Below are 26,270 nucleotides of genomic sequence, written 5' to 3'. Positions count from 1 at the left end.
GCGCGGTCATGGCGAGGTCACCCGGTACTGCCCGGCGGGGCCGACGCCGAAGTTCGGCGTCGGTGACGGCTTGTGCGTCGTCTCCGACGTGCACGTCAGCGTCGGCGTGACGGCGTTCTGCGTTGCTTCGACGCCGGGCTCGCGCGAGGCGTCGTACCGGTAGGTGCGAGCCTCGCCCTCGAAGAACGGCGCCGCGCTGGTCTCGAAGTCGACGGCGGCGCTCGGCGGGCCGGGGCGTCCGCGTTCCTGACCCATGACGGCCTCGTAGTTCCACCGATACTTCTCGTGCGAGTGCGGCTCGATGATGCTCGTCGAACCCTTCGCGGTCACCGCCGACGTCGGGTCGTCGATGACGAGTCGGACGCGTCCAGGGTCGCCGTCACCGGTGGCCCGCCCGTCGATGCGATGGATGAAATCAGCCGAGTTCTCGATGTTGAGCGTACGCACCCCCGCGGGGAGCTTGGCGGCCCCGACCGGCGAACCGTACGTCGTGACGTGGGTGACGTTGAGACCGTCGGAGCGACGGCGCGCGAGGTTCGTCATCACCATGCCGCCCTGCGAGTGACCCACGAGCATGACCGGCTCGCCCTTGCCGAGCACGCCCTCACGCTGCATCGCATCGCGCAAGGCATCCCGGACGGCGACTTCGCCACCGCTGACGAGACCCGCCGCGGCGGCAACGTTGCCGGAGCCGTCGAGTGGCGTGCGGGCGTTCCAGGAGAACGTCGCGGTGCCGGGGATCATCGCGATCCAGCGGCCCTGGCCAGTGGCCGGGTCGACGACGCGCTGCACCTGGATGTGGGCGGAGTCGTTGCCGTTCTCGTACAGATCGTCGATGCGTCCCATGCTCTGGCCGACGCTGCGCACTGCGGGTGCGGGCCGGGGCGCATCGGGCCCGCTGACGATCGAGGTGGTGACGGGGTTCGGAGTGCCCAGCGCACGCACGAGGCCGATGTTGATGCCGGCGACATTCTCCTCGTACGAACCCGGCAGTCTCGCGTCGATGATGGCGACGACGTCACCGACGATCATCGCGGTCGTATCGGGCGAGGGCGCGTTGCCGGTCCATTGGCGCATCGAGATCTTCGCCAGAGTCACCGTCAGCGAGTACGTCGCGATGGCTGTTTTCATGTGGGCGACGGCGCAGGCTTCGGCGAGCTCGTAGGCGTCGAGCGAGGCGCTCACGAGAGTGCTGAGCAACTGCGCGCGCAGCGCCGTGGCCGTCAGGGTGGCCGCCAGATCGAGTGACGCCGTGGCGCATGTCGTGGCCGTGCCAGGGGAGAGGGCATCCCCGGTGAACGGCAGGCCCCAGCCGATCGACAGGCTCGTGGTGGAAGCGCTGCTCGCGTCACCGTGCGCCGTCGTCAGCGCGGCGGCGAGGGTGCGCAGATCAGCGAGGTTGGCGTCGACGGCGCTCGGGCCGGCGCTCTTCTTAGCGATGACGGTGCCTGTCACCGACGAGCTGGGCGGGTCGACTCTCATGCGGCGTGCTCCCATCCGGCGTCGGGACGCATCTCATCCTGGGCGTCGCCAGCCGCGAGGCAGCCGCTCGGCGCGCCCGATTGCGCATGGAGGCCGACGAGTGCCGCCACGACCTCGGCGCGAACGTCGAACCAGTCGCGTGTTGCGTCGTCGAACCCGACGTCGCACCACTCGCCGCCTCGGCGCGCTGCGATGAGGCAAGGTGTCGCGACCTCGTCCAGACAGCCGATGACGACGAGGTCGGCGTCGGCGTCGGGCGGGGCGTCGACGACGAGCTGTAGCACGGCGCTGACGACGTCCTCGGCGGCGTGGACGCTCGCGCCCCGGGTGCTCGCGAGGCGGAACAACCCGTCAGCGAAGGTGACCTCGAGCAACGACGTGTGTTGCCCGGCACGGGCTCGCACGAGCAGGAACGGCTGCGTCATCGTCATCCCCGCCAGTCGCCGTAGTGGGAGTAGTCGTACGGACCCTCGCTCTCGTCGCGGTGCAGGGCCTTGCCCACCTTCGACAGGCCATCGCGCGCGAGATCGATCGGCGCCATGACGACGTTGGTCACGCTGGTCTGATGCGATTCGACCGATGCGGCGTGCCGGCCGATGTCGGTCGCGAACGACGCCGCGTCGTCACCGCAGGCGTCGAGGTCGCGGGCGAACGAGGTGAGGACGCTGCGGCAATGGTCGGCCGCACCGGACGTCCACTGCGTCGTCGTGATGGTCGTGCGCAGATCCGTGGCGGACTGTGCGAGGTCGCTCGAGAGCAGGTCGGCTCGCCGCTGCTGCGCCCGGATGTCGTCTCCGAGAGTGCTCATGACGGCGACGCTAGGTCCCTGCGTCGCCCCCGCGCAGCCCGGGCGCCGCGACCCTGTGGATCAGCCCTCCCGAGAGCGTCGAAACGGCCCGTGGCCGTCACTGCCTGTGGATGACGAGGCCGCGCCGCCGGTCCGCCTCGTCGTCCAGATGCACCCGGGTGCATCTGGACGCACGAGGCGGGGGCGTGAGTAGCGGAACCCTGGCAGGCGAACTGGGATGGACGAACCCCGCTCAACGAACCTCGCTCAACAAACCCCGCCCGAGGCGCCCCATGAAACGACGAACGGGGCGCCCGTCCCGCTGATCTCTCAGCGGAACGAAGCGCCCCGGGTGTCAACCCTCGTGCCCGTGACGGGCGGGTGCGGCGGCTCAGACGGTCTGCGTCGCGCCCTCGTCGACGGCCTTCGTGTCCTCACCGCGACGCACCGCGGCGAGCAGCATGTTGGCGACGTCGACGACCTCGACCTCTTCGCGCGCGTTGCCGTCGCTCTGCTCGGCCGTGAGGCCGTCCGTCATCATGACGCGGCAGAACGGGCAGCCGATGGCGATGCGGTCGGCGCCGGTGGCGACGGCCTCCTTCGTACGGTTGAGGTTGATGCGCTCACCGAGCTTCTCCTCCATCCACATGCGGGCGCCGCCGGCGCCGCAGCAGAAGGACTTCTCGCCGGAGCGTTCCATCTCCTTGTACTCGACGCCGGGCAGCGACGCGATGAGTTCGCGCGGCGGCGCGTAGACCTGGTTGTGACGGCCGAGATAGCACGGGTCGTGGTACGTGACCGACTTGCCCGTCGACGCAGCGCCCGACTTGTCCTTCGGCTGCTGCGCGAACTCCTCCGGCGCCGCGACGGGCGTCAGCTTCTTCTCGCGCACGAGACGGTTGAGCAGCTGCGTGTGGTGGACGACCTCGTACTCGCCCCCGATCTGCGGGTACTCGTTCTTGATCGTGTTGAAGCAGTGCGCACACGTGACGACGATCTTCTTCGCCTTCGCCTCGTTGAGCGTCGCGACGTTCTGGCCGGCGAGCATCTGGAAGAGGATCTCGTTTCCGGCGCGGCGTGCCGGGTCGCCGGTGCAGCTCTCGCCGTCACCGAGGACGGCGAAGTCGACGCCCGCTGTGTGCAGCAGCTCGGCGACGGCGCGCGTCGTCTTCTTCGCACGGTCCTCGTAGGCGCCGGCGCAGCCGACCCAGAACAGCCACTCGACCTCGTCGGCGGATTCGACGTCGGAGCCGATGACCTTGACGTCGAACGGCAGGCCCTTGGCCCACTCGAGGCGAGCCCGCGCCGACATGCCCCACGGGTTCGACTTGTTCTCGAGGTTCTTGAACAGGCCCGCGAGTTCGGTCGGGAACGCGGACTCGATGAGCGTCTGGTAGCGACGCATGTCGACGATGTGGTCGACGTGCTCGATGTCGACGGGGCACTGCTCGACACAGGCGCCACACGTCGTGCACGACCACAGGACGTCCTCGTCGATGATGGCACCGGCCGCGTCACCGTTCGCGGTGGTGCCGGCCGGGTTGTACGCCGTCAGCGGGTTCGCGATGTCGTAGCCGGTCGAGCCGATGAGCGGCGTGCGCAGCAGGTCGACGCCGGAGTGGTCGGCGACCGTCGGCAGGCCCTTCTCGTCGACGGGCCCGGACGCGGCCGCAGCGGCCTGCAGGAACGGCGCCTTCGCGGCGGAGTGGTCGCGCAGCGTCATCATGAGCAGCTTGGGCGACAGCGGCTTCTCGGTGTTCCACGCGGGGCATTGGCTCTGGCAACGACCGCACTCGGTGCAGGTGGAGAAGTCGAGCAGGCCCTTCCACGTGAAGTCCTCGACCTTGCCGACACCCAGGACGGTGTCCTCGTCGAGCTCGAGCTCCTCGACGTCCTTGAGCGGCTCGCCGTCGACCATCATGGGCTTCGCGGCGCCGAGGGCCGTGCGGCCGTCCGCGTTGCGCTTGAACCAGATGTTCGGGAACGCGAGGAAGCGGTGCCAGGCGACACCCATCGTCGTGTTGAGCGAGATCGTGATCATCCACGCCATCGAGATGAGGATCTTGATCGCGGCGATGACGACGATGAGCTGCTCGAGGCCGTCCTTGCCGATCGACTCGAACGGCTTGCCGAGGAAGAACGTCATCGGGAAGTGCAGGACGCTCGCGTGGTGGCTGCCGTCGACGCGGCCCAGCGCGTACTCGAGCGCGCGCAGGCTGACGATGCACAGACCGACGCCGAAGATCGTGAACTCGACGTAGTAGGCCTGCCAGAACGACGAACCGAAGAAGCGCGACTTGCGGCCGTCCTTGCCGGCCGAACGGCCCGGGTGGTTCTTGCGGCGGTTCCAGATGAGCCAGCAGATGCCGAGGAAGCCCGTCCACGCCATGAACTCGGTCAGCCACTCCCAGGGAGCGAACGTTCCGATGATCGGCAGCGTGAAGTCGGGGTTGAAGATCTGGCCGTAGGCGGTGACCAGGGTGAAGAACAGGATGCCGAAGCTGATCATCGTGAACCAGTGCGCGACGGCGACGATCGGCAGGCGGGACATGCGCGTGTGTCCGAGGAACTCGCGCAGCAACGTGACGGTTCGCGCACCGGGGTTGTCCGTGCGCTTTTCGGGTGCGCCGACCTTGAACCGCGCCACCATCTGTGCCACGGCGCGCACGAGCAGCGAGACGCCGATGACGGTGATGACGACGCAGATCACTGCGGCGACGATCTGGAGGGCTGACATGGGCCCCAGTCTAGACGGGGCTACCGGCCGGTAACCCGGGGGCGGGGCGATGTCGTGTCCATTTCGAATTAGTCAACGAGCACGTGTGCTATTGCCTGGCCCGTGGGCATAAACGTAGATAACGCAGAGTTGGTAAAGTCATAAGCAGTCATCGCACCGCGTCTGCTCGCCTCCTTGGGGCGAGATTGGACGCGCCGCCACCGTCGAAAGGCCCCCCTCATGCCCATCCTCGCCAACGTCACTGAGGCCATCGGCAACACGCCGCTCGTGCGCATCAACCGCATCATCGACGCCCCCGACGTCACCGTCGCGGCGAAGCTCGAGTTCAGCAACCCCGCCGCCTCCGTCAAGGACCGCATCGGCAAGGCGATCGTCGAGGCCGCGGAGGCCTCCGGCGAGCTGAAGCCGGCCGGGACGATCGTCGAGGCGACCTCGGGCAACACCGGCATCGCGCTCGCCATGGTCGGCGCCGCCAAGGGCTACGACGTCGTGCTGACGATGCCCGAGTCGATGTCGAAGGAGCGTCGCGCGCTGCTCAAGGGCTTCGGCGCCGAACTCGTCCTCACCCCCGCCGCCGAGGGCATGAAGGGCGCCGTGACGAAGGCCGAGGAGATCGCCGCCGAGCGTGACGGCGCCGTCCTCGCCCGCCAGTTCGCGAACACGGCCAACCCCGAGGTGCACCGCAAGACCACCGCCGAGGAGATCTGGCGCGACACCGACGGCGCCGTCGACATCGTCATCGCCGGCATCGGCACCGGCGGCACGATCACCGGCATCGGCGAGGTGCTCAAGGAGCGCAAGCCCGACGTGAAGATGATCGCCGTCGAGCCCGCTGAGTCGCCGATCCTCAACGGCGGTCAGGCCGGGCCGCACAAGATCCAGGGCATCGGCGCCAACTTCGTGCCCGACATCCTCAATACCGACATCTACGACGAGGTCATCGACATCGACGCCGAGACCTCCGTCGAATGGGCGCGCAAGGCCGCGACGCAGGAGGGGCTGCTCGTCGGCCTGTCGTCCGGCGCCGCACTCGCCGCAGCCTCGCAGGTGGCAGCGCGCCCCGAGAACAAGGGCAAGACGATCGTCGTCATCATCCCCAGCTTCGGTGAGCGCTACCTGTCGACGATCCTGTTCGAGGGCATCGTCGACTGACATCCGTCTCATCGGCCGGGCGCGTGGTGCTGCACCGCGCGCCCCGGCGTTCGGGCACCCCGGGCGGGTGCGCCGATGATGAGCAGAGCTGTTGGGCGAGAGTCGAGTTCGAGGAGATGACGGTGGCGAAGAACCCGTTGACGCGTGCAAGGGCTGCGCTGGAGACGATGAACGAGGATGTCGACGCGGCCCTCGCACGCGACCCCGCCGGGGGTTCGCGGTTGGAGATGGCGCTCGCCTCGCCCGGTCTGCACGCTGTGTGGAGCCACCGGGTCATGCATGCGATGTGGCAGCGCGGCGGCCGCTGGAAGCTGCCGGCGCGTCTCGGATCGCAGGTGACGCGGGCCGTCACCGGCGTCGAGATCCATCCCGGCGCGACGATCGGTCGGCGCTTCTTCATCGATCACGGCATGGGCGTCGTCATCGGTGAGACGAGCGAGATCGGCGACGACTGCATGCTCTACAACGGCGTCAACCTGGGTGGGCGGACGCTCGCGAAGGTCAAGCGTCACCCGACGCTCGGGGACGGCGTGACGGTGGGTGCGGGCGCTCGTATCCTCGGCCCGATCGTCGTGGGCGATGGCGCTCAGGTCGGCGCGAACGCCGTCGTCGTCAAGGACGTGCCCGCGACGGGCGTCGCCGTCGGTGTGCCCGCGAAGGTGCGGGTGCCCGCCGTCGAGCACGACCCGTTCAGCGACCCTGCCGTCTACATCTGATCGTGTGCACTGCCCCCGCGCTGACCTCGATGTTGCCCGGGTTTCTGGGGATCGATCGCCCGAAGCCGGGCAACATCGTCGGGGCACTGGCGCGCGGCCAGGCATGACGAAGGGGGCCGCTTCACCGATGTGGTGAAACAGCCCCCTTCGTCAGATCAGGCAGTTCAGCCCTTGGCGGCGGCCTTGAGCTTGGAACCGGCCGTCACCTTCGCGGCGTAGCCGGCCGGGATCTCGATCTCGGCGCCCGTCTGCGGGTTGCGGCCCGTGCGGGCGGCGCGCTCGACACGCTCGATCGTGAGCAGGCCGGGGAGCTGGATCTTGTCACCGCGGCCGACGGCCTCGATGATGACGTCGTTGAGGCCGGCGAGGACGGCGGTGGCGTCCTTCACGCTGACGCCGGTGCGCTGGGCGATGGTGCTGGCGAGGTCACTGCGGTTCATGAATCAATCCTGTTCTATCCGACTGGTCGTGGCCGAGACAGCCACCCGAAGGGCTGTGTTAGGCCGCGCTGTCTGCGAATCTACGCGAAATTCCGCGAGATGTCGCGCCTGACGCGGGGTTCGTCGCACGTCGTGCGCCTCGAGCGTCAGGGCGAATCGAGTGGGTGGGGGTCAGGGGAGCTTCTCGCCGCCGGGGCCGAAGCCGCTCGTGTCGGCGTGAAGGTCGCCCTTGGAGTCGCGGTGGATCGTCTCGGGCAGGTCGCTGTCGTCCTTCGCAGCGTGCTTGCCGCCGGACGTCTTCGACGAGACGGCGTCCTTCGCGTCGGCGGCCTTGGAGGTCGTCGCGTCCTTGGCGTCCGACGCCTTGCTCGCGACGCCATGCGCCGCGTCCTTGCTGACGTCAGCGGCCTTCTGGCCGACAGCCGCGGCGACGACGGGCGCCTTGGCCTTGACGGTCTCCGTCGCGGCGGTGACCTTGTCCTGCACGGCAGGGTTGCTCCAGGCCTTGTCGGCCTGCTTCTTGATCTGCTCGTAGCGCTTCTCCCCAGCGCGCGTACCGAGGACGTAGCCGACGACGCCGCCGGCGAGGAAGGAGATCTTGCCCATGGTGTGGCTCCATTTCATGTGAACGGACAACTTGCCGTCGAGCCTACCCAATCTGCGTTGGCGCGCCAGTGCCTTACGATGGTTTCTCGTTGCGCGGTTGCCGTGCGACGCCTGGGTTCGGCCCTGCTGGGAGCGTCGATGACGATGCGCTCGACGGGTCGGTGCCCGTGGTGTTCGCGGTTGGTGCAGCGACGAGGAGGGCTCGCATAGTGGCCGAGTGCACCGGTCTTGAAAACCGGAGTTGGGAAACCAACCGTGGGTTCAAATCCCACGCCCTCCGCAGATGAGTAGGACCCCCGCCGGATCAGCGACGAAGTCGCCCGGCGGGGGTCCTACTCATCTGCGTCATGACAGGTTGGGGATTTGGGAGGAGCGACGCGCGAGTGAGCGGTAGCGAGCCTGCGCGGCGCGACGGTTCCCACGCCCTCCCTCCTAACGGCCCAGAGCGACCCAACTGCGATTTTCGTCCACATCTGCGATTTTCGTACACAACGATCGGCCGACTGTTGCTCCTGCACACCGTGGGTGCTTGGGTGGCATGAGGGCCCCATTCGTCGGGGCTGACGGTCGACATCAGGGAGCGCTGAAATGCTCGACGACACCCAGGACACAGGCGCCCGCACCAACACCACGCATCACGTCGGCGCCGGCGCCTACCCGTCCGGCATCCAGGGCGACGGTGCTCACGACAACACCCACCCGCCATACCCGCGCGACGGCGCTCGTCGGACCACTACCCGCGACGCCGGTGCCCGCACGTCAGGCGCCGACGCCGACGTCAGGGCCGCCGGTGGACTCGACCCTGCAGGTGCGATCGTCGCCCAGGCGAACGAGGCGCCCACCGCAGAACGCCACGTCGAGGGCGTCGTTCAGGTTCTCTCATCCCGCCAGGTTCCGCTCGGCGGGCTGCGTGCCCTCGAGGTGCGACGCACCCTGCCGCACCGCGACCGCTCGTTCGTCGGGGCGTGGTGCTTCGTCGACCACTACGGCCCGGAACGCGGCGTCGGCATGGACGTGCCGCCGCACCCCCACACCGGGCTGCAGACGGTCTCGTGGTTGTTCGAGGGCGCCATCGAACACCATGATTCTGGTGGCGCGCACGCCGTCGTCCGCCCCGGCGAGGTCAACCTCATGACGAGCGGCCACGGCATCGTCCACTCCGAGGTCTCGACGCCCGGCACCGAGACGCTGCACGGCGTCCAGCTCTGGGTGGCACTACCCGACGTGACCCGCGACGGCGACCGCGCGTTCGAGCATCACGCGCCCGAGTGCGTGCCGCTACCGAGCGGTCAGGGTTCGGCGCTCGTCTTCATCGGCGAACTGCGCGGCGTCGCCGGTTCGCCGATCGTCACGCACACGCCGCTGCTCGGCGCCGAATTGCGCCTCGACGCGGGCGCGCGTGTCACCCTCGATGTCGACGAGGGGTTCGAGCACGGCATCCTCGTCGACACCGGCACGGTCACCCTCGACGTCGCGCGCCTCGAGCGCGGCGACCTCGGCTGCGTCGACGAAGGCCGCGCGACGCTGACGCTCGACGTCGGTGACGAGCCCGCGCGCGTCATCCTGCTCGGCGGCACGCCGTTCGAGGAGGAGATCGTGATGTGGTGGAACTTCATCGGCCGCAGCCACGACGAGATCGTCCTCGCGCGCGACGAATACGAGGCGGGTGCAGAGCGTTTCGGCTCGGTCGAGGGATATGTCGGCGACGTCGAGCGCATCCCCGCGCCGACCATGCCCCCGGTTCGCCTGCGCCCGCGCAACCGTCGCGGGCGCGTCGGAGGGTGACGATGCCTCGCGAACGCGACACACGTCGCATCGCGACGAACCGCCGACCATCCGCCCAGCCCCGCAACGAGGACCGCCCGTCGCACGACTCGCTCAGCCCGACCCCATCGAAGGAGAACGCCGTGGCCGACCTGACGTTGACGAAGAACACCGACGCCAACCGCTACGAGGCGTGGGACGGTGACGCCCTCGCCGGATTCGCCGAATATCAACTCACCGATCAGCTCATCGTGTTCACGCACACCGAGGTCGATCCGAGCTACGAGGGCAAGGGCGTCGGCTCACAGGTCGCGAGGTTCGCGCTCGACGACGTGCGCGCCGACGGCACCCACGACGTGCTGCCACTGTGCCCGTTCATCAAGGGCTGGATCGGGCGTCACCGCGAATACGTCGACCTCGTCTACGGCGCACCCGAGACCACGGCGAAGGACGGACACATGCCCGCCGAGCCCAAGGGTCCTGACGGCGTGCCCCGCGTCGACAGTCCTGACGCGGCCACCGATCCTCACCGCCCGTCCGAGTCTGACGGCCCTGACGGCGTGCGCCGCGTCGACGTCATCGTCATCGGTGGCGGGCCGACGGGCGAGAACGTCGCTCAGTACGCCCATGACGGTGGGCTGAGCGTCCTGCTGATAGAGGGCGAACTGCTCGGCGGTGAGTGCTCCTATTACGCATGCATGCCGAGCAAGGCGCTGCTGCGCCCGCTCGACGTCAGGGCGACCAGCGAGCACCTGCCCGGCCTGCGGCCCGCCGAACTCGACGTCGCAGCGCTCCTCGCGCGCCGCGACGCGTGGGTCTCGCACTACGACGACGCCTCCCAGCTCGACTGGGCGACGGGCGCAGGCCTCGACGTCATGCGCGGCCACGCACGTCTCGTCGGCGAGAAGACGGTGAGCGTGAGCTCGGACGGCGGCGCGAGCACCGTCGTCGAAGCGGGCGTCGCCCTCGTGCTGGCGACGGGTTCGGTGCCCGTCGTGCCGCCGATGTTCGCCGACCTGCACGCCTGGGGGTCGCGTGACGCGACGGGCGTCGTCGAGGTGCCTGACCGGCTCGTCATCGTCGGCGGCGGGGTCGTCGCCTGCGAGGCGGCGACGTGGATGAGCGCCCTCGGCAGTAGCGTCACGATGCTCGTGCGCGGTGATGCGCTGCTCGCGGACCAGGAACCATTCGCCGGCGCGGCCGTTCTCGACGCGCTGCGTACGGCCGGCGTCGACGTCCGCCTCGCCACCCGAATCACCGACGCCAGCCGCGCCGGCGCCGCCGACACCGGCCTCGGTCGCGTGCACGGCGGGCCGGTGACGCTCACCGTCGAACGTGATGAATCGGGCAGCGAGCGGATCGTCGCCGACGAACTCCTGCTCGCCACCGGCCGTCGCCCGCGCCTCGACGACGTCGGTCTCGACGCGGTCGGCGTCAACGCGGACGACGTGCGCGCCGGGCGCCTGCCGACCTGGCTGCACGCCATCGGTGACGCCGGCGGCGGCGCGCCGCTGACACACATGGGCAAGTACGAGGCGCGCGTGCTCGGCGCCCGACTCGCGGGCGCGCACGAGACGCCGCCGCCGCGTGACGTTCCCGTCCCTCAGGTCGTGTTCACGGACCCGCAGGTCGCGGCGGTCGGCTCGAGCGAGGCTCAGGCGCGCGAAGCGGGGCATGACGTCGTCACCGTCGCGGTGCCGTTCGCGAGCGCCGCGGGTACGGCTCTGCTGCGTGACGACGGTGTGGGGAGCGCCAAGATCGTCGTCGACCGTGCCACCGGGTGCCTGCTCGGCGCGACGTTCGTCGGCCACGAGGCGGCCGAACTCGTCCACGCGGCGACGGTCGCCATCGTCGGCCAGGTGCCGGTCGGCGTCCTTCGGCACGCGGTGCCGAGCTACCCGACGTCGTCGGAGCTCTGGCTGCGCCTGCTCGAGGAGCTGCCGACGAACCTGCGCTGACGCGTGACGACGGGGCGCTCGGGGGCATGACGGAGGCCCCGTCGAGCACGCACAAAGGGACGGTTGCGTCGTACATCACAGGGCAAGAGCTACGCGTTGACGGGCGGCACCGGCGTCGCGGGCTCCGGTACAGCCGGCACGCCGAACGGCGGCTGCAGTGGTCCTGCCAGTTCAACAGCCCAGGTCTGCAACACGTACATCGGCATCTCACTCACGAACTCCTCCGGCACGAGCAGCGCCAACCCGGCCTCCGTGTCGCTCAGTTACCTCGTGACTGTCGACGGCTACGGCACGACAACCGTGACGCTCAACGTCGCGTCCTTCATCAAGGACGGCACCAAATGGGCGGGGTCGGGCGTCACGTTCTGCTGACCATCGGAGCGCCGTGTCGGCTCACAACGCCTCCCCACCCAAGGATGGTGTGTCATGAACGCGCGCTATTTCGCGCTTTCGTGACACAACATGGGCCGTCTCGATGCTCATTCTGCTCGGAGCGCCTGAGCCCCGACGGGGCCTGAACGGCCGCCTGTTTCGCCACTTTCGCTGACAGGACCGGTGCGACGTCAGCGCCTCAGCGCACCCGGTAGTCGATGGGTTTGCAGACGCCGGCGTTCGATTTCTCGGCCGAGCAGGCCGTCAGCCCGACGAACAGGTCGGCTTCGGCGCGGATGGCGAAGACGTCGCCCGCCTGCGTCGGCGGCGGGTCGATGTGCAGTTCACCGTCGGGGCTCGTCCACACGTCCATGAAGATGTTGAGCGTCGTGCCGATGTGGTCGGGCGCGACGCCGACGGGTTCGAGCGCGCCGCACAGGTTCGCGAAGCAACTCGGGTGCGGGGCGCCGTCGAACTCGGGGTAGAGGATGTCGAACGTCTGCTGGCTGCACGGCGTCACCGTCATGTCGTGGATGCCCACCGAGTCCGCGACGATCGTCGCCATGACGCTGCTGCGGTTGCTCCACAACCGGTGCCCCGTCGATGGGTACAACGTGTTGTTGTAGTCGACGGTGCGCCCCGCCGAGAAGCACTCGGCGATGTCGTCCTGCATGACGGCGTAGAAGTCGCTCACCTGCTCACCACACGGGTCGACGACCTCGAGCACCTGACCGGCCGCCAGCGGCACGAGCACCCCCGTCTGCGGGGCGATGCGCGACCAACCGTCGGCGGGAGCTTCGGGGCCGCCCGCGTACGGCGGCCGCGGCGTCGGCGGGTGGGGGGAGCGCGGGCGTCGCGGGTCAGTCATCAGGATTCTCCTTCGAAGGGTGCGCGGTGAACGGGGCACGCCAGTCGTCCTCCACGTGCCGCCCAGAGTACTGACGCGCCTCCGACGAGCATCCATGATCGGTGACGACCGGATTGATCGAACCCTGCAACGCAGCATCGCGGCGGCGGATCGCGTCGCGCATCCGGTCGAAGCCGCCGTCAGCTCGCAGCTGCTCGAACTGATCGTGCAGGTTGAACACGACCGTCGTCAGCGGAGCACGGCGCGCGATGCGCGAGGCCTGCGGATGCAGCCCGACGAGGAAGAACGGCACGCCGCCGAGGCTGAAACTGAAGTGCGGTGACGTCGTGTCGGGCGACACGCGCTCGGCCCACGGCGCGTCGTCACGATCGTGCAATCGCTGCAGCATGCCCCACAGGAGGTTCTCGAACTCCCGCTCGTCGCCCACCCGCGGGCGACGGAAGACGGCGATGAACGAGCCGAACTCGCGCGGGCCACGCTCGATCGCGGCGAAGTCGGCCAGCTCAGCGCTGAGCGTCGAGAGACACGCGTCATCGGTCATGTCGTCGAAGACGCGGACGAGCGCGCCGTCGCGTTTCAGCGCCGAACGCGCTCCGAGGCACGGAAACCGAGGGTGCTCGATCATCGCGCCGATGACGTCGCGGATGGCTGCCTCGTCCGCGCCCTCGAGGCCCGCGTCGGCTTGTTCGGCGAGCCAGTCGGCGAGGTCAGGGGCCTGCGACTCGTCGTCATCGGTTGGGTGCGTCGACGAGCCGGATGATGAGGTGGGTGCCGCAGCTGGCGGCCAGTGATCGTCAGACACATGACCACCGTAGCCGCGCGCCAGACCCCACAACACGGCTTGAGGGCGCGTCTGCACGTCCATCGCGCGGTAGGCGCCTCTGATGTGCGACTTGACGCTGTTGACGCTCAGGTGCAGGCGCTCGGCGATCTGCGCGTTCGGCATGCCCGAGCAGATGAGATCGACGATCTGCGCCTGACGTGCGGTCAGCCCGTCGGCGGGGACGGTCGGCCGCGCGTCCGTGGGGGAGGGTCGAAGCACCGCGGGGCGGACGATTCGGCCCGCGACCACGTCATCGACCCCGGCGCGCAGATCGGCGGCGCTCGCCGACCGTCCGACGACTCCCGACGCGCCGCGCGCGAGGAGCCGGCTGATGGCGGCCTCGTCGGTGTGCAGCGACGACACGAGCAGCTTCGTCGTCGGGTTCGCGGCGTGCAGCGCGCGTAGTTGATCCCAGGCGTTGCGGTTGGGTTCGTTCCACTCGAGCACGGCCACGTCGGCATCGAGCGCGAGATCCTCGGCGCGCAGGCCCGGGCCACGCACGAGCACGAGGCGTGTCGCGACGCCGAACGCGTCGAGAGCCGCCATCGCGCCGCATCCGAACAGCTCGCTACGTGCGACAACGGCGACGGTGAGGCGGGGCACAGCTCTCCTTCGAGCGATCCGACGATCAAGGGTCGTGAGGTGTCGGTGGTGATGAGAAGTGTTGTCGCTCACCGTGTTTCGCGCCACACCCGCAAGGAGGTGAAGCGTCGGCTGCCTGATGGACCGCCGTTGCGCGGCGCCATGCTGGAAAGTGGTGAGCGCGTCAGGGCCGGCCGTCGACGTGCAGTCCGCGGGCGACGCCCCACAGCACCGCCTCGCTGCGGGAGGCGACGCCCATGGTGCGGTAGGCGGAGCGGATGTAGCTCTTGAGCGTGTTGAGGGAGACGTTGAGTTCGTGCGCGATCGCGCCGTTGGGCAGGCCGCGGCAGATGAGCGTGACGGCCTGCGCCTCTCGCTCGGTGAGCCCCTCGGCGCGCCCGGGCCACCAGTCGTCACCCAGCTCGACGGGGAACGCGGGGTCGACGACGCGCTCGCCGCGGGCGACGCGTTCGAGTGCGGTGACGAGCTCGTCGGCCGTCGCGTGCTTCGTCAGCACGCCCGCGACGCCGAAGTCGGTGAGCGCACCGACGTGCGCCTGCGGAGGGTCGTTGGTGTAGACGACGAGGCGCGCGACGGCGGCTGTGTCGCGCAGGCGCGCCAGCGTCGCCCACCCCGGCTCGGGGGCGGCGAAGCAGTCGAAGAGCGCGACGTCGGTGGGTTCGGTGGGCACGCCGCGGCTGCACGTCGCCTCGACGCGTGCGGCGTAGGGCGCGAGCAGTGCCTGAAAACCGGCCATGACGAGGGCGTCGTCGTCGACGAGGGTGACGCGCAGTGCGCGGGGTGCGGGCGTGCCCCTCGACTCCTCACCCGTCGCCAGACGGAGGTGTGCGGCTCCATCCGGGCTCGGGTGGGACGACATGGGGATACCTTGCCAACATGTTGCGACACAAGGAAATCAACCATGACGAACTTCCGACATCCACCGAGTTGCGTCGGGCTGGTCGCGCGCACGGTGACCTCCTAGGCTGACGGTGACACCCGTTCTCGCAGACCTGCAGGAGGTCGATCATGGAATCGCGCGACAAGTTCGTCACCAGCTACGTCGCTCATCACTGGGCCGCATCGAAGGGTGGGCTCGACCTGTTCGAGCGCGCGTCGCGCTCGCAGAGTTCGGCGCGCACGCGGAAGGTGCTCGCGACGCTGACGCGGGAGATCGCCGAGGACCGCGCACGCCTGCGCGTCATGGCCGACGCGCTCGGGGTGGGTGAGGCGCGGCTCGCGCAGCTCGCGCTGAGCGTCGGCGAGACCGTCAGCCGCGTGAAACTCAACGGCCGTTTCGTGCGCCGCTCGCCGCTGAGCGACGTGCTCGAACTCGAGGCGCTGCTGGCGGCCGTTCGTGGCAAGCGGGCCGGCTGGGAGGGCATGCGCGTGCTCGCGATCAACGATGCGCGCATCGACGTCGCCGAACTCGACGACCTCATCGTGCGCGCCGACAGCCAGATCGAACGCCTCGTCGCCGCCCATGCCGAAGCGGCCGCGACGCTGCGCTGAGCTGACATCCGCTGCGCTCCGCTGGCGAGCCGTCGGACGAGTCACCCCGCTGGACCGCGCGGGCGCCTCGCCCTGCCTGACCGCCCTGACGCGGCCTGACCCCAGCTGCCCAGGTTGGTCGGTGGTGTCCGCCATGTGTGGCGTCCCTCCCGAGGCGCTTTCATGGGCGCCACCTGCTGGCCAGTAAAAACAAGGGTCATTCAAGTATGGCGCGCACCACAGTGCATGCCGCCGCTACATTCGAGGTGAAGTTCATCAGCACCCTGCTGTGCAACGTCATCGACGGCGAGGCACACGGGGAGGGCCGACTGGATGTCGTCAACCCCAGCACCGGCCAGGTCGTCGCGACGTCGCCGATCAGCGGCGCCAGGGACGTCAACGCCGCGTTCGACGCGCCGGGAAGGCCGCGAAGACGTTACGGGCAGGTCAAGGTCACCGAGGTGGCGCGCAAGGCCGTCGCCGCGTTCATCGCGACCGTCGTAGCCGGCCCCAGAACGCACAGCCGTGCCAACGTCGGCATCGACAAGCCCCGCACCGACGGCGACAGGCCGGCCTGGTACTGCGCGGCCCCAGGTGTTGTGATTCCAAGCTCCGGGGGAGCGGGCGGCCGCTGCGTCACCTTCGACGATGGGATGGCGGGTGACTCACGGGTCGGCGCGTAGTTGCGTGCCTACCCGTGAGTTACCCGCTCTCCCGTCGTATGGCCGGGGGTGGGGCCGACGCGCTCAACCCATCGCGACGATGCGCTTGGCTTCCTCGACGGCGCCGTCGAACGCGAGCTCGGGGCGGGTGCGCAGCAGGTCGGTCGCGCGAGCATGTTCGGTGACGGCCGCGTCTTGGCTCCGGATTGCCGACCTGACCGCTGGGACGGCGGCGTCGCCGAGACCGAGCAATGCGACGCTCAACGCCATCTGCGTGCCGGCGTCACCACGGCCGAACTCTTCGACCAATTCGTCAGCGAGAGAGCCATGTTGACTCTGCGGGGCCAGTGCGGCGGCCGCGCGCCAAGCGGTGCGGGCGAGATCGTCGTCGGCGTCGTGCAGGAACTCGGGCGTGATCCAGGGCCATGCGCGCTCGTCGCCGACCTTCGACAGCACGTGCAACGCCTGCGTGCGCGCCTGGATGTTCTTCGACGCCAGCTCGCGCTGAACGCGCGGCAGGACGTCGTCAGCCGGCAGGCGCGTCAGCGCCCAGGCGAGGGTCTCGCGGACGAAGAAGTCGGGCTCGACGCCGCAGCGACGCACGAGCGTCTCCAGCAGGTCGGGATGCGGATGTGTGCCCGCCGCCATCGCGGCCTGCAACCGCACCGACTGATCCTGCACGTCGAGGGCGCGGGCGATGTTCGCGGCGTACTGCTCGGGCGTCATGCTCACTGCAGCGCCCGTCGCGCCCGCACTATTCCGCGCACCATTCCAGGCGGCGCCGCCTGGACGTAGAACGCACGATGGCGGGTAACTCACAGGTCGGCGCCTAACCGCGCGCCTACCCGTGAGTTACCCGCCATCCTGTGGTGGCCGGGCGGCCGGGTGGCCCAGCGTCTCGGTGGACGCCGACCCGATCCCAGGCCGTCAGTGCGTCAGGGCTTGAGGACGACCTTCTGGCAGCCGTCCTGCTTCTTCTGGAACACGTCGTACATCGTCGCCGCTTCGTCGAGCCCGACGCGGTGCGTCGCGAGCTGCTCGACGCCGAACGGGTCGGCGTCGACGAGCACGTCGCGCAGCTCGTCGGTCCACTGCTTGACGTGGCACTGGCCCATGCGCATCGCGATGCCCTTGTCGAACATCTGCATCATCGGCATCGGGTCGAGCGCGCCGCCGTAGACACCGGAGACGGAGACGGTGCCGCTGCGGCGGACGCTGTCGATCGCGGCGTGCAGCGCGGCGAGACGGTCGATGCCGGCCTTCTTCGCGAGCGGCTCCGAGATCGCCGACGGCAGCTTGCTCACGGCCGACAGGCCCGCAGCGGCAACCGGGTTGCCGTGTGCCTCCATGCCGACGGCGTCGACGACGCCGTCCGCACCGCGCCCGCCCGTCAGGTCGCGCACCGCGTCGCCGACGGCGCTGACCTGCGAGCCGTCGAGGTCGTCGAGGTTGATCGTGCGGGCGCCGCGGGCCTTCATGCGCTCGAGGCGCTCCGGCACGCGGTCGACGACGATGACGTCCTCGATCCCCAGGTACTGCGCGCTCGCGACGGCGAGCTGACCGACGGGGCCGGCGCCCATGACGGCGAGCGTGTCGCCGGGGCGCACGTTCGCCCATTGCACGCCCTGCCACGCGGTCGGCAGGATGTCGGACAGGTAGAGGTAGCGCTCGTCCTCGCCGGCCTCGGGCACCTTGATGGGGCCGAAATCGGCGTGCGGCACGCGGACGTAGTCCGCCTGGCCGCCGGGCACCGCACCATACAGGCTCGTGAAGCCGAACAGGCTCGCGCCGGTGCCCTGGTCGACGTTCTGCGTCGTCTCGCACTGCGCGAACAAGCCTCGGTTGCACATCCAGCAGTGGCCGCAGGAGATGTTGAACGGCACGACGACGCGGTCGCCGGGCTTGAGGTTCGTGACGCCCGAACCGACCTCCTCGACGATGCCCATGAACTCGTGGCCGAGGATGTCGCCCTTCGTCAGGAACGGCGCGAGGACGGTGTAGAGGTGCATGTCCGAACCGCAGATCGCGGTCGAGGTGACGCGCACGATCGCGTCGGTGGGCTCCTGGATGCTCGGGTCGGCGACCTGCTCGACCGAGACCTTGCCCTGGCCCTGCCAGGTGAGTGCTCGCATCAGTTTCTCCTCGAGAGGATCACCGCGACGTGCGGCGATCAGGTGGTGGGGATGGGGTGGTGGGGAGCGTGGTGCCGGGAGCCGCCGCGCGTCGGTTCGGCTCCCGGGTTCGTCACAGCTCGGTCGTGGCGCTCTGGCCCTTCGGACGCTCGCCGCTGACGCGCGCCTTGACGATGCTCGCGAGCGCGGAGGCCTTGCCGCCGGGCTGGCCCCAGAACTGCGCGGACTCGCTGACGACGCGGACGAGACCGAGGTCCGGGTCGTCCTTGCCGCCGTCGTACCACGCGGCGACGTCGTCGCCCCACAGCTCGTCGACCTTGGCGCGGTCGTCGACGAACTCGACGCGTCCCGCGACGGACAGCCACGAACCGAGGTGCGCGAACGACAGGTTGACCTGCGGGTTGCTCTGCAGCGCCTGCGCCTGCTCGGTGCCGAGGCCGACGAAGAACCACACGTCGGCGTCGTCCGTCACCTCCTGCGGCGTCATCGGGTGGCTGTGCAGGGCCCCGTCGACTGCGATCGAGGTGAGCATGACGAAGCGCTCACCACGCATGATCTCGACGACCTGCTCCTGCGAGATGTCGGACTTCGGGGTTCCAGCAGACATGGTGCGTGCCTTTCGTCGGGGGTCTGGGATGCTCGGGTGGTTGGGTTCAAATCTTCGGGTGGCGCGACCCGGGGCCGCTCAACCCTCGGGTTCGAGGTTGCTGCGCGACGCGCGATCACCGAGCGTCGTGAGGAGCTTGACGAATCGTCCGGCCTTCGGTGCGAGCTTCGATCCGGGGACAGGCGTCGTCGCACCGGGAACGGGCCCGGGCAGCGCACGCCCGACGAGGCCCATGACGCGCGTCGTCACGCCCGGCATGACGCCGTGGACGCGTGCGCCGAGCTTCGCGGCGGGCGTGAGGATGACGTACGGCTTGCCGGCGAGGACGCCGTCGACCATGCGTCGCGCGGCCTTCGTCGCGTCCATGCTGACGAACGGCAGCGACGCGGCGGGCGCAAACCACGCGTATTCGGCCTGCGCGTTGCCGTAGAACTGTGCGGCCGTGTGCGAGCCGGTGCGCATCAACCCCGGGGCGATGACGGTGGCGCTCACGCCCGTGCCGGCGAGCGACGCGGCGAGGCCCTCGGTGTAGCCGACGGCCGCGAACTTCGCCGTCGAGTAGGCGAGCAGGTGCGGTGCGCTCAGCAGGCCGCCGATGGAGGTGACGACGCCGAAGCGCCCGCGCCCGCGTTCGCGCATGCCGGGGATGACGGCGTCGGAGAGGTTGATCGGCCCCCACGCCATGATGTTCATCGCGCCTTCGATGTGCTCGTGCGTCGTGTTATAGGCCGGGCCGACCTCTATGACACCGGCGACGTGGATGGCGACGTCGATCGGGCCGTGCTCGCGCTCGACCTGGGCGACGGCTCGAGCCACCCCGTCGCGATCACTCACGTCCATGACGATCGTCGAGACGGCACTGCGCGCGTGGCCGTGGGAGACAAGCGTGTCGGCGGCCTTCGCCAGGGCGTCGGCGGAGCGAGATGCGAGGACGACGCGGTGCCCGGCGTCGGCGAGGGCGGTGGCGACGAGAAAACCCAGCCCGCGCGAGGCTCCCGCGACGAGTGCCAAGGGCTTCTCTGACGAAGCCGATGCATTCTGGTTCGGCGAACTGACCGGGTGATCCGACTGGCTGCGCGACGTCTCCATGAGTTTCACCCTAGAGTCGATCCCTAATTTTTCCAATGGGTTTCGCCTCTCACACCGAGTCGTCACCCACACGGGTGCCCGGCGGCTCATGTCCCGTCAGCGCCCTGGGCCTCGCTGCGATCCTTGTCCACATCTGCGATTTTCGTCCACATCCGTAGGGGCGTGGTGAGAGGGGGTGCGGTGGCCTTACTCTCCGGCATAGGGTCGAGAGGCCATGATCGAACGACCACCAGCATGAGGAGAGCCATGAGCGACAACGAGCGCACCACGAGCCCCGACACGCGCGGCACCGGGGACGAGCTGCACCAGGGGGTGAGCGGTGGCAACGCCATGACGACGTCGCAGGGTATTCCGGTGACCGACGACCAGAACCAGCTGCGTGCGGGCGACCGCGGCCCGTCGCTGCTGCAGGACGCCGCGTTCCGCGACAAGATCATGCACTTCGACCACGAGCGCATCCCGGAGCGTGTTGTCCACGCCCGCGGCTACGGCGCGCATGGCGTGTTCGAGAGCTACGACGACCACAGCGACCTCACGGCCGCCTACCTGTTCGGCAAGAAGGGCCGTCAGACGGAGACGTTCGTTCGTTTCTCGACGGTCGCCGGCAACATGGGCTCCGCCGACCTCGCGCGCGACGTCCGTGGCTTCGCGACGAAGTTCTACACCGAGGAGGGCAACTGGGACCTCGTCGGCAACAACATCCCCGTCTTCTTCATCCAGGACGCGATCAAGTTCCCCGACCTCGTGCACTCGGTCAAGGAGGAGCAGGACCGCGGTTGGCCGCAGGCGGCGAGCGCGCACGACACGTTCTGGGACTTCATCTCCCTCATGCCCGAGTCGACGCACATGGCCCTGTGGGCGATGAGCGACCGCGCGATCCCGCGCAGCTTCCGCTTCATGGAGGGCTTCGGCATCCACACCTTCCGCTTCGTGACGGCCGACGGCAAGAGCTCGTTCGTCAAGTTCCACTGGAAGCCCGTGCAGGGCATGCAGTCGGTGGTCTGGAACGAGGCCGTCAAGATCAACGGCGCCGACGCCGACTTCCACCGTCGTGACCTGTGGAACGCGATCCAGAGCGGCGACTTCCCCGAGTACGAACTCGGTGTCCAGGTGTTCGACGACGCGTTCGCCGACAGCTTCGACTTCGACGTGCTCGACTCGACGAAGATCATCCCCGAGGAGATCGTCCCGATCCGCCCGCTCGGCAAGATGACGCTCAACCGCGTCGTCGACAACGTCTTCTCCGAGACGGAGCAGGTCGCGTTCATGACGCAGAACGTCGTGCCCGGCATCGACTTCACGAACGACCCGCTGCTGCAGGGCCGCAACTTCAGCTACCTCGACACGCAGCTGTCGCGCCTCGGCTCGACCAACCACACGCAGCTGCCCGTCAACGCGCCGAAGTGCCCCGTCGCGCACTTCCAGCGTGACGGTCACATGCAGTTCGCGCACCAGAGGGGCCGCGCCAACTACGAGCCGAACGGCTTCTCGGGTGACGACCGTGGCCCGCGCGCGCTGACGACGTTCCAGCCGGACACGTACCCGACGAAGGTCGAGGGTGAGGCGCGCCGTCTGCGTGCGGAGTCGTTCGCCGACCACTACAGCCAGGCCAATCAGTTCTGGAAGAGCCAGACGGAGGTCGAGCAGAAGCACATCGTCGACGCGTTCGCGTTCGAGCTCGGCAAGTGCGAGATCCCCGAGATCCGCACGCGCATGCTCGGCAACCTGCGCAACGTCGACGAGTCGCTCGCGCAGCGCGTCGCCGACGAGCTCGCGATGGAGCTGCCGGAGGCCTCGCCCGCGAAGGTGGCGCCGCGTCACGACCTGCCCGTCTCCGACGCGCTGAGCATCGTGAAGAACGGACCCGACAGCTTCGCCGGCCGCAGGATCGGCGTCGTCGTCAGCGACGGAACCGACGCCGACCTGCTCGCCGCGGTGCGTTCGGCCGCCGAGGCCGAGGGCACGGTCGTCGAGATCGTCGCGAAGGCCGTCGGTGGCGTCACGCTGTCGAACGGTGAGAAGCTCGCCGCCGATCACGCCATCGCCGGTGCGCCGTCGGTGCTGTTCGACGCCGTCGCGCTGCTGCCGTCGGCTGACGGTGCGGCGGCGCTCGGCAAGGTCGCCGAGGCTCGTGACTTCGTGACGGACGCCGTCGCGCACAACAAGTTCCTGGCCCTCGGCCCGGACGCGTCGGGTCTCATCGAAGCCGCGGGTGTGGCGTCGAAGAAGGACGACGGGTTTGTCGACGTCAGCGACGCGGCCGGCGCGAAGGGCTTCGTCGAGACGTGCCGTGCGCTGCGCTTCTGGAAGCGGGAGCTCTCCGCTTGAGCGAACCCTCTCGTGCGCTGTGCCGCCCCGATATCCCTGCTGGGGACGTCGGGGCGGCGCTTGCCGCTGCCGGTGAATTCGCTTCCGCCGCAGCGGCGTTGGGCCGCGACAGCGCGGTGTATCTCGACACGCTGCGATCGCTCGGCGCCTTTGACCTGACGACGGCCCGCGTCATCGAACCGCACCTCGACGCGCTTGCGATCCTCGCCGAGGCGGGGGTTGCGCCGGGCGACGTGCTGCCCGGCGGTGGGGACGGCGCCTGGGGTGTGTTCGCGGCGCGGGCGCCGGGCCTCGCCGCGCGTCGCGAAGGTGACGGCTGGGTGCTCGACGGGGTGAAGCCGTGGTGCTCGCTCGGTGAGCAGTTGCCGCATGCGCTCGTGACGGCCGGTACGCCTGAAGGGCAGCGGTTGTTCGCCGTCGACCTCACGGATGCGCGGGTGCGCGGCGCCGAGGAGCCTTGGGTGTCGCGTGGGCTCGTCGCGATCCGTTCGACGTCGCTGACGTTCGACGCGATGCCCGCGACGCCCGTCGGGGAGCCAGGTTTCTACCTCGGCCGTGACGGTTTCGCGTGGGGTGGCATCGGTGTCGCCGCCGTCTGGGTGGGCGGCGTGGACGGCCTCGTCACAGCGGTTCGTGCGGCTGCGGGGCGGCGTGAACCCGATCAGATCGCGCTCATGCATCTGGGCCGGCTCGAGGTCATCACGTATCTGCTCGACGCGGTACTCGCCGACGCAGCCCGCGCGATCGACGGTGGAAACGCCTGCGGTGCAGCGGGTCTCGCGTTGTCGTCGCGCGTGCGAGCAGTCGTCGCCGATGCGGCGGAGCAGGCGCTGACGATCTGTGGCCAGGCGCTCGGCCCCGGCCCGTTGACGAGCGACGAGACCCACGCGCGGCGCGTTGCCGACCTCGGCGTCTACGTGCGCCAGCACCACGCCGAACGCGACCTCGCCGCCATCGGCGCTGCCACGCTGGAGCGTCACTGATGCGCGGGATGCCCGCCGCGCCGGCCTCGTGGTCGTCGCGGGAGCCCGGCACGAGCGAACGCACGTGGTTGCGAGGGACGCCATGGGCGTCGCTTGGCCACCTCGACGTCGAAGCCCTCGCTGCCCGGTACAGCCGCGTCGTCGTCGTCGCGGCTCACCCCGACGACGAGACCCTCGCCGTCGGCGCATTCTTGGCGATGCTCGCGGACGCGGGGTTGCCCGTAGACGTCGCCCTCGTCACCGACGGCGAGGGATCGCACTCTGCGGCAACGGGATTGACATTCGAGGTCGTCCGCGAAGTCCGTCGTCGCGAGTTCGACGACGCTCTCGGTGTGCTGCTCGGCGGGGCGCTCGGGCGGGTTGAGCGCCTTGCGCTACCTGACGGCCGCGTCGCTGACCACCGTGCCGAGCTGGCCGCTGCGCTGGAGCGCGTCGTGCGGGTAACTGCGGCGGAGGCATCCACGGTGTCGGGCCAGTCGCCCTCGAGAGCGGTCGGCCGCGATGACGCAGCCACCGATGTGACCTCGACGGTGACGCCGTCGATGACGCCGGTGCGTGGGTCGGGAACTGAACGGGTGCTCGTCGTCGCCCCGGCGGAGGCCGATGCGCACATCGACCACGACACGTGCGGAGCCGTGGCGCGTGACGTCGCGGCGCAGCTCGGGGCGGCGTGCGTCAGCTATCCGTTGTGGTGGTGGCACTGGGGCGACCCATCGTCGGTCGCCGAAACAGTCTGGGAGAGCAGCGTTCTCGCTGTCCCGGACGTCGCCTCGCTCCAGCGCAAACGCGCGGCCATCGCGGCGTACTCGTCACAGATCGGGACGTTCGCGCGCCCCGCAGCCGAACCTGCGATGCTCGACGCCGGCGTCCTCGCCCACTTCGAACGTCTCGTCGAGACACTCTTCGACCCCGATGGCGCGCTGCCCCGCGTCGCCTCGTCCGATGACGGACGCACGCCGGCGGCATCCTTCGACGCGATGTTCGAGGGCAGCGACGACCCGTGGGGTGTCGAGACGCGCTGGTACGAGCGGCGTCGCCGTGCCCTCATCGAGGCGATGCTGCCTGACGAGCATCTCGGGCGCGTGCTCGATCTCGGATGCTCCACGGGCGCCCTGACGCAGGTGCTCGCCGAGCGCGCCGACGGCGTGGTCGCGGTCGACGGGAGCGCCCAGGCGCTGGCGCGCGCTCGTCGACGTGACGTCGACGGCGTCGACTGGCGCCACGCCGAACTGCCTTCTGTGCTCGATGAACTCGCCGACGAAGGGCAGCGGTTCGACACCGTCGTGCTGAGCGAGATCGGCTACTTCCTCGACGGCGCGACGCTGCTGGCGACCCTTGCCGGCATCGACGCACTGCTGCGCGATGACGGTGTCGTCGTCGTGGCGAACTGGCTGCACCCGACGCGTGACATCCCCCTCGACGGGCGTCTCGTCGATGAGCAGGTGCGCCTCGTGTGGCCGACGCTCGCGCGTTACGAAGACGACGACGTCGCCATCGTGGTCGCTCGCCCGAGCAACGGCGATGCCCCGACCGCCGCATCGGCCCCCGTGTCGCGCGACACCCGCGCCGTCCTGCGAATCCCGTCCACATCGGCGAATCCTGTCCACACCGGCGATTTTCGTCCACATTCGTCGGCTGACGGCGAGCGCGGCATCGGCGCCGTCAGCAGCGAAAGTGCCAGAGATGACGTCGAAGGAGGCGCCTCATGACAACGCCTGCCGTCGAGGCGACGCCTCGCAACCTGCACTACGGCGAGTTCTACGGTCTCGCCGACCCCGTGCCGACGTCCGACCCTGCCGGCCGCCCGGTGCTCGTCGTCCACGGCAACTGCCAGGCGGAGTCGCTGCGCGTACTTCTCGACGGTCGGTACGGCGATCGCATCCGCACGATCCGCCTCGTCCCGGCGCACGAACTGGTCGCCGATGACGTGCCGCACCTGCATCGCACCCTCGCGCAGGCCCACTACCTCGTCACACAACCCGTCGCCCCCGGGTATCGCGGCCTGCCCGTCGGCACGGAAGAACTGCTCACGGCGGCGCCGCACGTCAGGTCGACGATCGTGCCCGTCATGCGGTGGGCGGGGCTGCATCCGGCGCAGGTCATCGTCCGCACGCCCGCGGGCGAGCCGCCGATCGTGCCGTATCACGATCTGCGCGTCATCGCGGCGTGCCGCCGAGCGGGTGACCACGCGGCTCGTGTGACGAGCGCCGACCTGCCGCAGCTCGACGAGCGCGCCGTCGCTGCCCTGCGCGACGCATCCCTCGCCGAGCTGACGCGGCGCATCGAGGCGCACGGCGCCGTCGACATTCGTGATGCCCTCACGCGCCCTGGACGCCGCAGCGTCCACGTCATCAACCACCCGACGAACGACGTCCTCGTCGAGGTCGCCGACCGCATCGCGGCCGCCCTCGACCTCGGCGCACCCCGCGAGTACGACCCTGGCCGGTCGCTGCTCGGCGCCCTCGTCGCGCCGATGGACGAGCGCGCCGCCGCGCTCGCGCAGGTGCCGATGAGCGATGACGACGTCGCCCGCGTGTGGCAGGTGCGCGGTCAGGCGGTGGGCGAGGACGAGATCGTCGCCGCCCACGCCGCGTGGTACGCCGAGCACCCGCAGGCACTCGCGGACGCGGTGCGTCGACATGCGACGTTGCTCGAGATCGTGGACGGTGACGTGTGAGCGCCGCACCGAGC

General features: G+C 69.6%; 24 protein-coding genes, 1 tRNA gene and 1 pseudogene. 13 read left to right on the top strand and 13 right to left on the bottom strand.

The window, feature by feature from the left end:
- Positions 1 to 6: 6 nt before the first annotated feature.
- From J4Z35_RS04495 to J4Z35_RS04480, 4 genes are all read right to left on the bottom strand, one after another.
- On the bottom strand, positions 7 to 1,482 hold the full coding sequence (locus tag J4Z35_RS04495) for a hypothetical protein (RefSeq protein ID WP_131940421.1): 1,476 nt from the start codon (positions 1,480 to 1,482) through the stop codon (positions 7 to 9).
- Positions 1,479 to 1,913 carry a hypothetical protein gene (locus J4Z35_RS04490; RefSeq protein WP_006947121.1) on the bottom strand — a complete coding sequence of 145 codons (435 nt, stop codon included), beginning with the start codon at positions 1,911 to 1,913 and terminating at the stop codon, positions 1,479 to 1,481. Before J4Z35_RS04490 ends, J4Z35_RS04495 begins: the two co-directional genes overlap by 4 nt.
- Positions 1,910 to 2,290, bottom strand: coding sequence for a hypothetical protein (locus tag J4Z35_RS04485; protein ID WP_040015042.1), 381 nt, complete (start codon positions 2,288 to 2,290; stop codon positions 1,910 to 1,912). The genes J4Z35_RS04490 and J4Z35_RS04485 overlap by 4 nt, the downstream gene beginning before the upstream one ends.
- Before the next feature lie 370 nt (positions 2,291 to 2,660).
- Entirely contained in the window at positions 2,661 to 5,006 is a 2,346-nt protein-coding gene (locus J4Z35_RS04480; protein WP_006947058.1) for a (Fe-S)-binding protein, read from the bottom strand.
- Positions 5,007 to 5,225: 219 nt separating this feature from the next.
- Between J4Z35_RS04480 and cysK the strand changes: the two genes are divergently transcribed.
- Both cysK and epsC read left to right on the top strand, forming a co-directional pair.
- Positions 5,226 to 6,158: a cysteine synthase A gene (gene cysK, locus J4Z35_RS04475; protein ID WP_006946929.1), complete on the top strand. Its 933-nt coding sequence runs from the start codon at positions 5,226 to 5,228 to the stop codon at positions 6,156 to 6,158.
- Positions 6,159 to 6,274: 116 nt separating this feature from the next.
- Entirely contained in the window at positions 6,275 to 6,874 is a 600-nt protein-coding gene (gene epsC, locus J4Z35_RS04470) for a serine O-acetyltransferase EpsC (protein ID WP_074039719.1), read from the top strand.
- A 164-nt stretch (positions 6,875 to 7,038) separates the two neighbouring features.
- Here epsC and J4Z35_RS04465 read toward each other — a convergent pair whose 3' ends face one another.
- Complete coding sequence (locus tag J4Z35_RS04465) at positions 7,039 to 7,314, bottom strand: HU family DNA-binding protein (protein WP_006947090.1); 276 nt, start codon at positions 7,312 to 7,314, stop codon at positions 7,039 to 7,041.
- Positions 7,315 to 7,485: 171 nt separating this feature from the next.
- A complete protein-coding gene (locus J4Z35_RS04460; RefSeq protein WP_006946922.1) occupies positions 7,486 to 7,920 on the bottom strand; it encodes a hypothetical protein in 435 nt (144 codons plus the stop codon).
- Positions 7,921 to 8,115: 195 nt separating this feature from the next.
- Here J4Z35_RS04460 and J4Z35_RS04455 point away from each other — a divergent pair.
- The 5 genes and pseudogenes from J4Z35_RS04455 (at position 8,116) to J4Z35_RS04440 (ending at position 12,014) form a co-directional block, all read left to right on the top strand.
- Positions 8,116 to 8,200, top strand: a tRNA-Ser gene (locus J4Z35_RS04455).
- A 308-nt stretch (positions 8,201 to 8,508) separates the two neighbouring features.
- Entirely contained in the window at positions 8,509 to 9,705 is a 1,197-nt protein-coding gene (locus J4Z35_RS04450; RefSeq protein WP_208065367.1) for a pirin family protein, read from the top strand.
- 2 nt (positions 9,706 to 9,707) lie between these two features.
- Positions 9,708 to 10,091: pseudogene (locus J4Z35_RS14390) on the top strand (GNAT family N-acetyltransferase); the annotation flags it as partial.
- 153 nt (positions 10,092 to 10,244) lie between these two features.
- Positions 10,245 to 11,642, top strand: a complete 1,398-nt coding sequence (locus J4Z35_RS04445) for an NAD(P)/FAD-dependent oxidoreductase (RefSeq protein WP_347813535.1) — start codon at positions 10,245 to 10,247, stop codon at positions 11,640 to 11,642.
- Positions 11,643 to 11,705: 63 nt separating this feature from the next.
- Entirely contained in the window at positions 11,706 to 12,014 is a 309-nt protein-coding gene (locus J4Z35_RS04440) for a hypothetical protein (protein ID WP_062256523.1), read from the top strand.
- A gap of 199 nt (positions 12,015 to 12,213) precedes the next feature.
- Here J4Z35_RS04440 and J4Z35_RS04435 read toward each other — a convergent pair whose 3' ends face one another.
- The 3 genes from J4Z35_RS04435 to J4Z35_RS04425 all read right to left on the bottom strand — a co-directional run bounded on the left by J4Z35_RS04435 (position 12,214) and on the right by J4Z35_RS04425 (position 15,167).
- Positions 12,214 to 12,882: an urea carboxylase-associated family protein gene (locus J4Z35_RS04435; RefSeq protein WP_006946721.1), complete on the bottom strand. Its 669-nt coding sequence runs from the start codon at positions 12,880 to 12,882 to the stop codon at positions 12,214 to 12,216.
- A complete protein-coding gene (gene gntA, locus J4Z35_RS04430; protein WP_208065365.1) occupies positions 12,875 to 14,308 on the bottom strand; it encodes a guanitoxin biosynthesis heme-dependent pre-guanitoxin N-hydroxylase GntA in 1,434 nt (477 codons plus the stop codon). The genes J4Z35_RS04435 and gntA overlap by 8 nt, the downstream gene beginning before the upstream one ends.
- A gap of 163 nt (positions 14,309 to 14,471) precedes the next feature.
- Positions 14,472 to 15,167, bottom strand: coding sequence for a response regulator transcription factor (locus J4Z35_RS04425; protein ID WP_006946720.1), 696 nt, complete (start codon positions 15,165 to 15,167; stop codon positions 14,472 to 14,474).
- Positions 15,168 to 15,316: 149 nt separating this feature from the next.
- On the opposite strand from J4Z35_RS04425, the gene J4Z35_RS04420 reads away from it, so the two are divergent.
- Positions 15,317 to 15,799, top strand: a complete 483-nt coding sequence (locus J4Z35_RS04420; RefSeq protein WP_006946737.1) for a hypothetical protein — start codon at positions 15,317 to 15,319, stop codon at positions 15,797 to 15,799.
- Positions 15,800 to 16,005: 206 nt separating this feature from the next.
- Entirely contained in the window at positions 16,006 to 16,461 is a 456-nt protein-coding gene (locus tag J4Z35_RS04415) for a hypothetical protein (RefSeq protein ID WP_006946703.1), read from the top strand.
- A 63-nt stretch (positions 16,462 to 16,524) separates the two neighbouring features.
- Here J4Z35_RS04415 and J4Z35_RS04410 read toward each other — a convergent pair whose 3' ends face one another.
- The 4 genes from J4Z35_RS04410 to J4Z35_RS04395 all read right to left on the bottom strand — a co-directional run bounded on the left by J4Z35_RS04410 (position 16,525) and on the right by J4Z35_RS04395 (position 20,268).
- Complete coding sequence (locus J4Z35_RS04410; RefSeq protein ID WP_240742524.1) at positions 16,525 to 17,166, bottom strand: HEAT repeat domain-containing protein; 642 nt, start codon at positions 17,164 to 17,166, stop codon at positions 16,525 to 16,527.
- Between the two features lie 209 nt (positions 17,167 to 17,375).
- The gene (locus J4Z35_RS04405) at positions 17,376 to 18,572 is read right to left on the bottom strand and encodes a zinc-dependent alcohol dehydrogenase (protein WP_062256513.1); all 1,197 of its coding nucleotides are present in this window, start codon (positions 18,570 to 18,572) and stop codon (positions 17,376 to 17,378) included.
- A 112-nt stretch (positions 18,573 to 18,684) separates the two neighbouring features.
- Complete coding sequence (locus J4Z35_RS04400; protein ID WP_062256511.1) at positions 18,685 to 19,179, bottom strand: pyridoxamine 5'-phosphate oxidase family protein; 495 nt, start codon at positions 19,177 to 19,179, stop codon at positions 18,685 to 18,687.
- A gap of 78 nt (positions 19,180 to 19,257) precedes the next feature.
- Positions 19,258 to 20,268 carry an SDR family NAD(P)-dependent oxidoreductase gene (locus tag J4Z35_RS04395; RefSeq protein ID WP_074039727.1) on the bottom strand — a complete coding sequence of 337 codons (1,011 nt, stop codon included), beginning with the start codon at positions 20,266 to 20,268 and terminating at the stop codon, positions 19,258 to 19,260.
- A gap of 246 nt (positions 20,269 to 20,514) precedes the next feature.
- Between J4Z35_RS04395 and J4Z35_RS04390 the strand changes: the two genes are divergently transcribed.
- From J4Z35_RS04390 to J4Z35_RS04375, 4 genes are read left to right on the top strand one after another with little or no spacing between them, the layout of a single operon-like run.
- Positions 20,515 to 22,596: a catalase gene (locus J4Z35_RS04390; protein ID WP_074039729.1), complete on the top strand. Its 2,082-nt coding sequence runs from the start codon at positions 20,515 to 20,517 to the stop codon at positions 22,594 to 22,596.
- The gene (locus tag J4Z35_RS04385; protein WP_240742522.1) at positions 22,593 to 23,579 is read left to right on the top strand and encodes an acyl-CoA dehydrogenase family protein; all 987 of its coding nucleotides are present in this window, start codon (positions 22,593 to 22,595) and stop codon (positions 23,577 to 23,579) included. Before J4Z35_RS04390 ends, J4Z35_RS04385 begins: the two co-directional genes overlap by 4 nt.
- A gap of 8 nt (positions 23,580 to 23,587) precedes the next feature.
- Positions 23,588 to 25,288, top strand: a complete 1,701-nt coding sequence (locus tag J4Z35_RS04380; RefSeq protein WP_186318483.1) for a PIG-L family deacetylase — start codon at positions 23,588 to 23,590, stop codon at positions 25,286 to 25,288.
- Positions 25,285 to 26,256, top strand: a complete 972-nt coding sequence (locus J4Z35_RS04375; RefSeq protein WP_144693631.1) for a WcbI family polysaccharide biosynthesis putative acetyltransferase — start codon at positions 25,285 to 25,287, stop codon at positions 26,254 to 26,256. The genes J4Z35_RS04380 and J4Z35_RS04375 overlap by 4 nt, the downstream gene beginning before the upstream one ends.
- The last annotated feature ends 14 nt before the right edge of the window (positions 26,257 to 26,270 follow it).

Origin of the sequence: Dermacoccus sp. NHGro5 (assembly GCF_017565385.1) — a bacterium.
GTDB classification, from domain to species: domain Bacteria; phylum Actinomycetota; class Actinomycetes; order Actinomycetales; family Dermatophilaceae; genus Dermacoccus; species Dermacoccus nishinomiyaensis.
The sequence above is the reverse complement of the archived record's forward strand: the minus strand, read 5'-3'. Positions and strand labels throughout refer to the sequence as shown.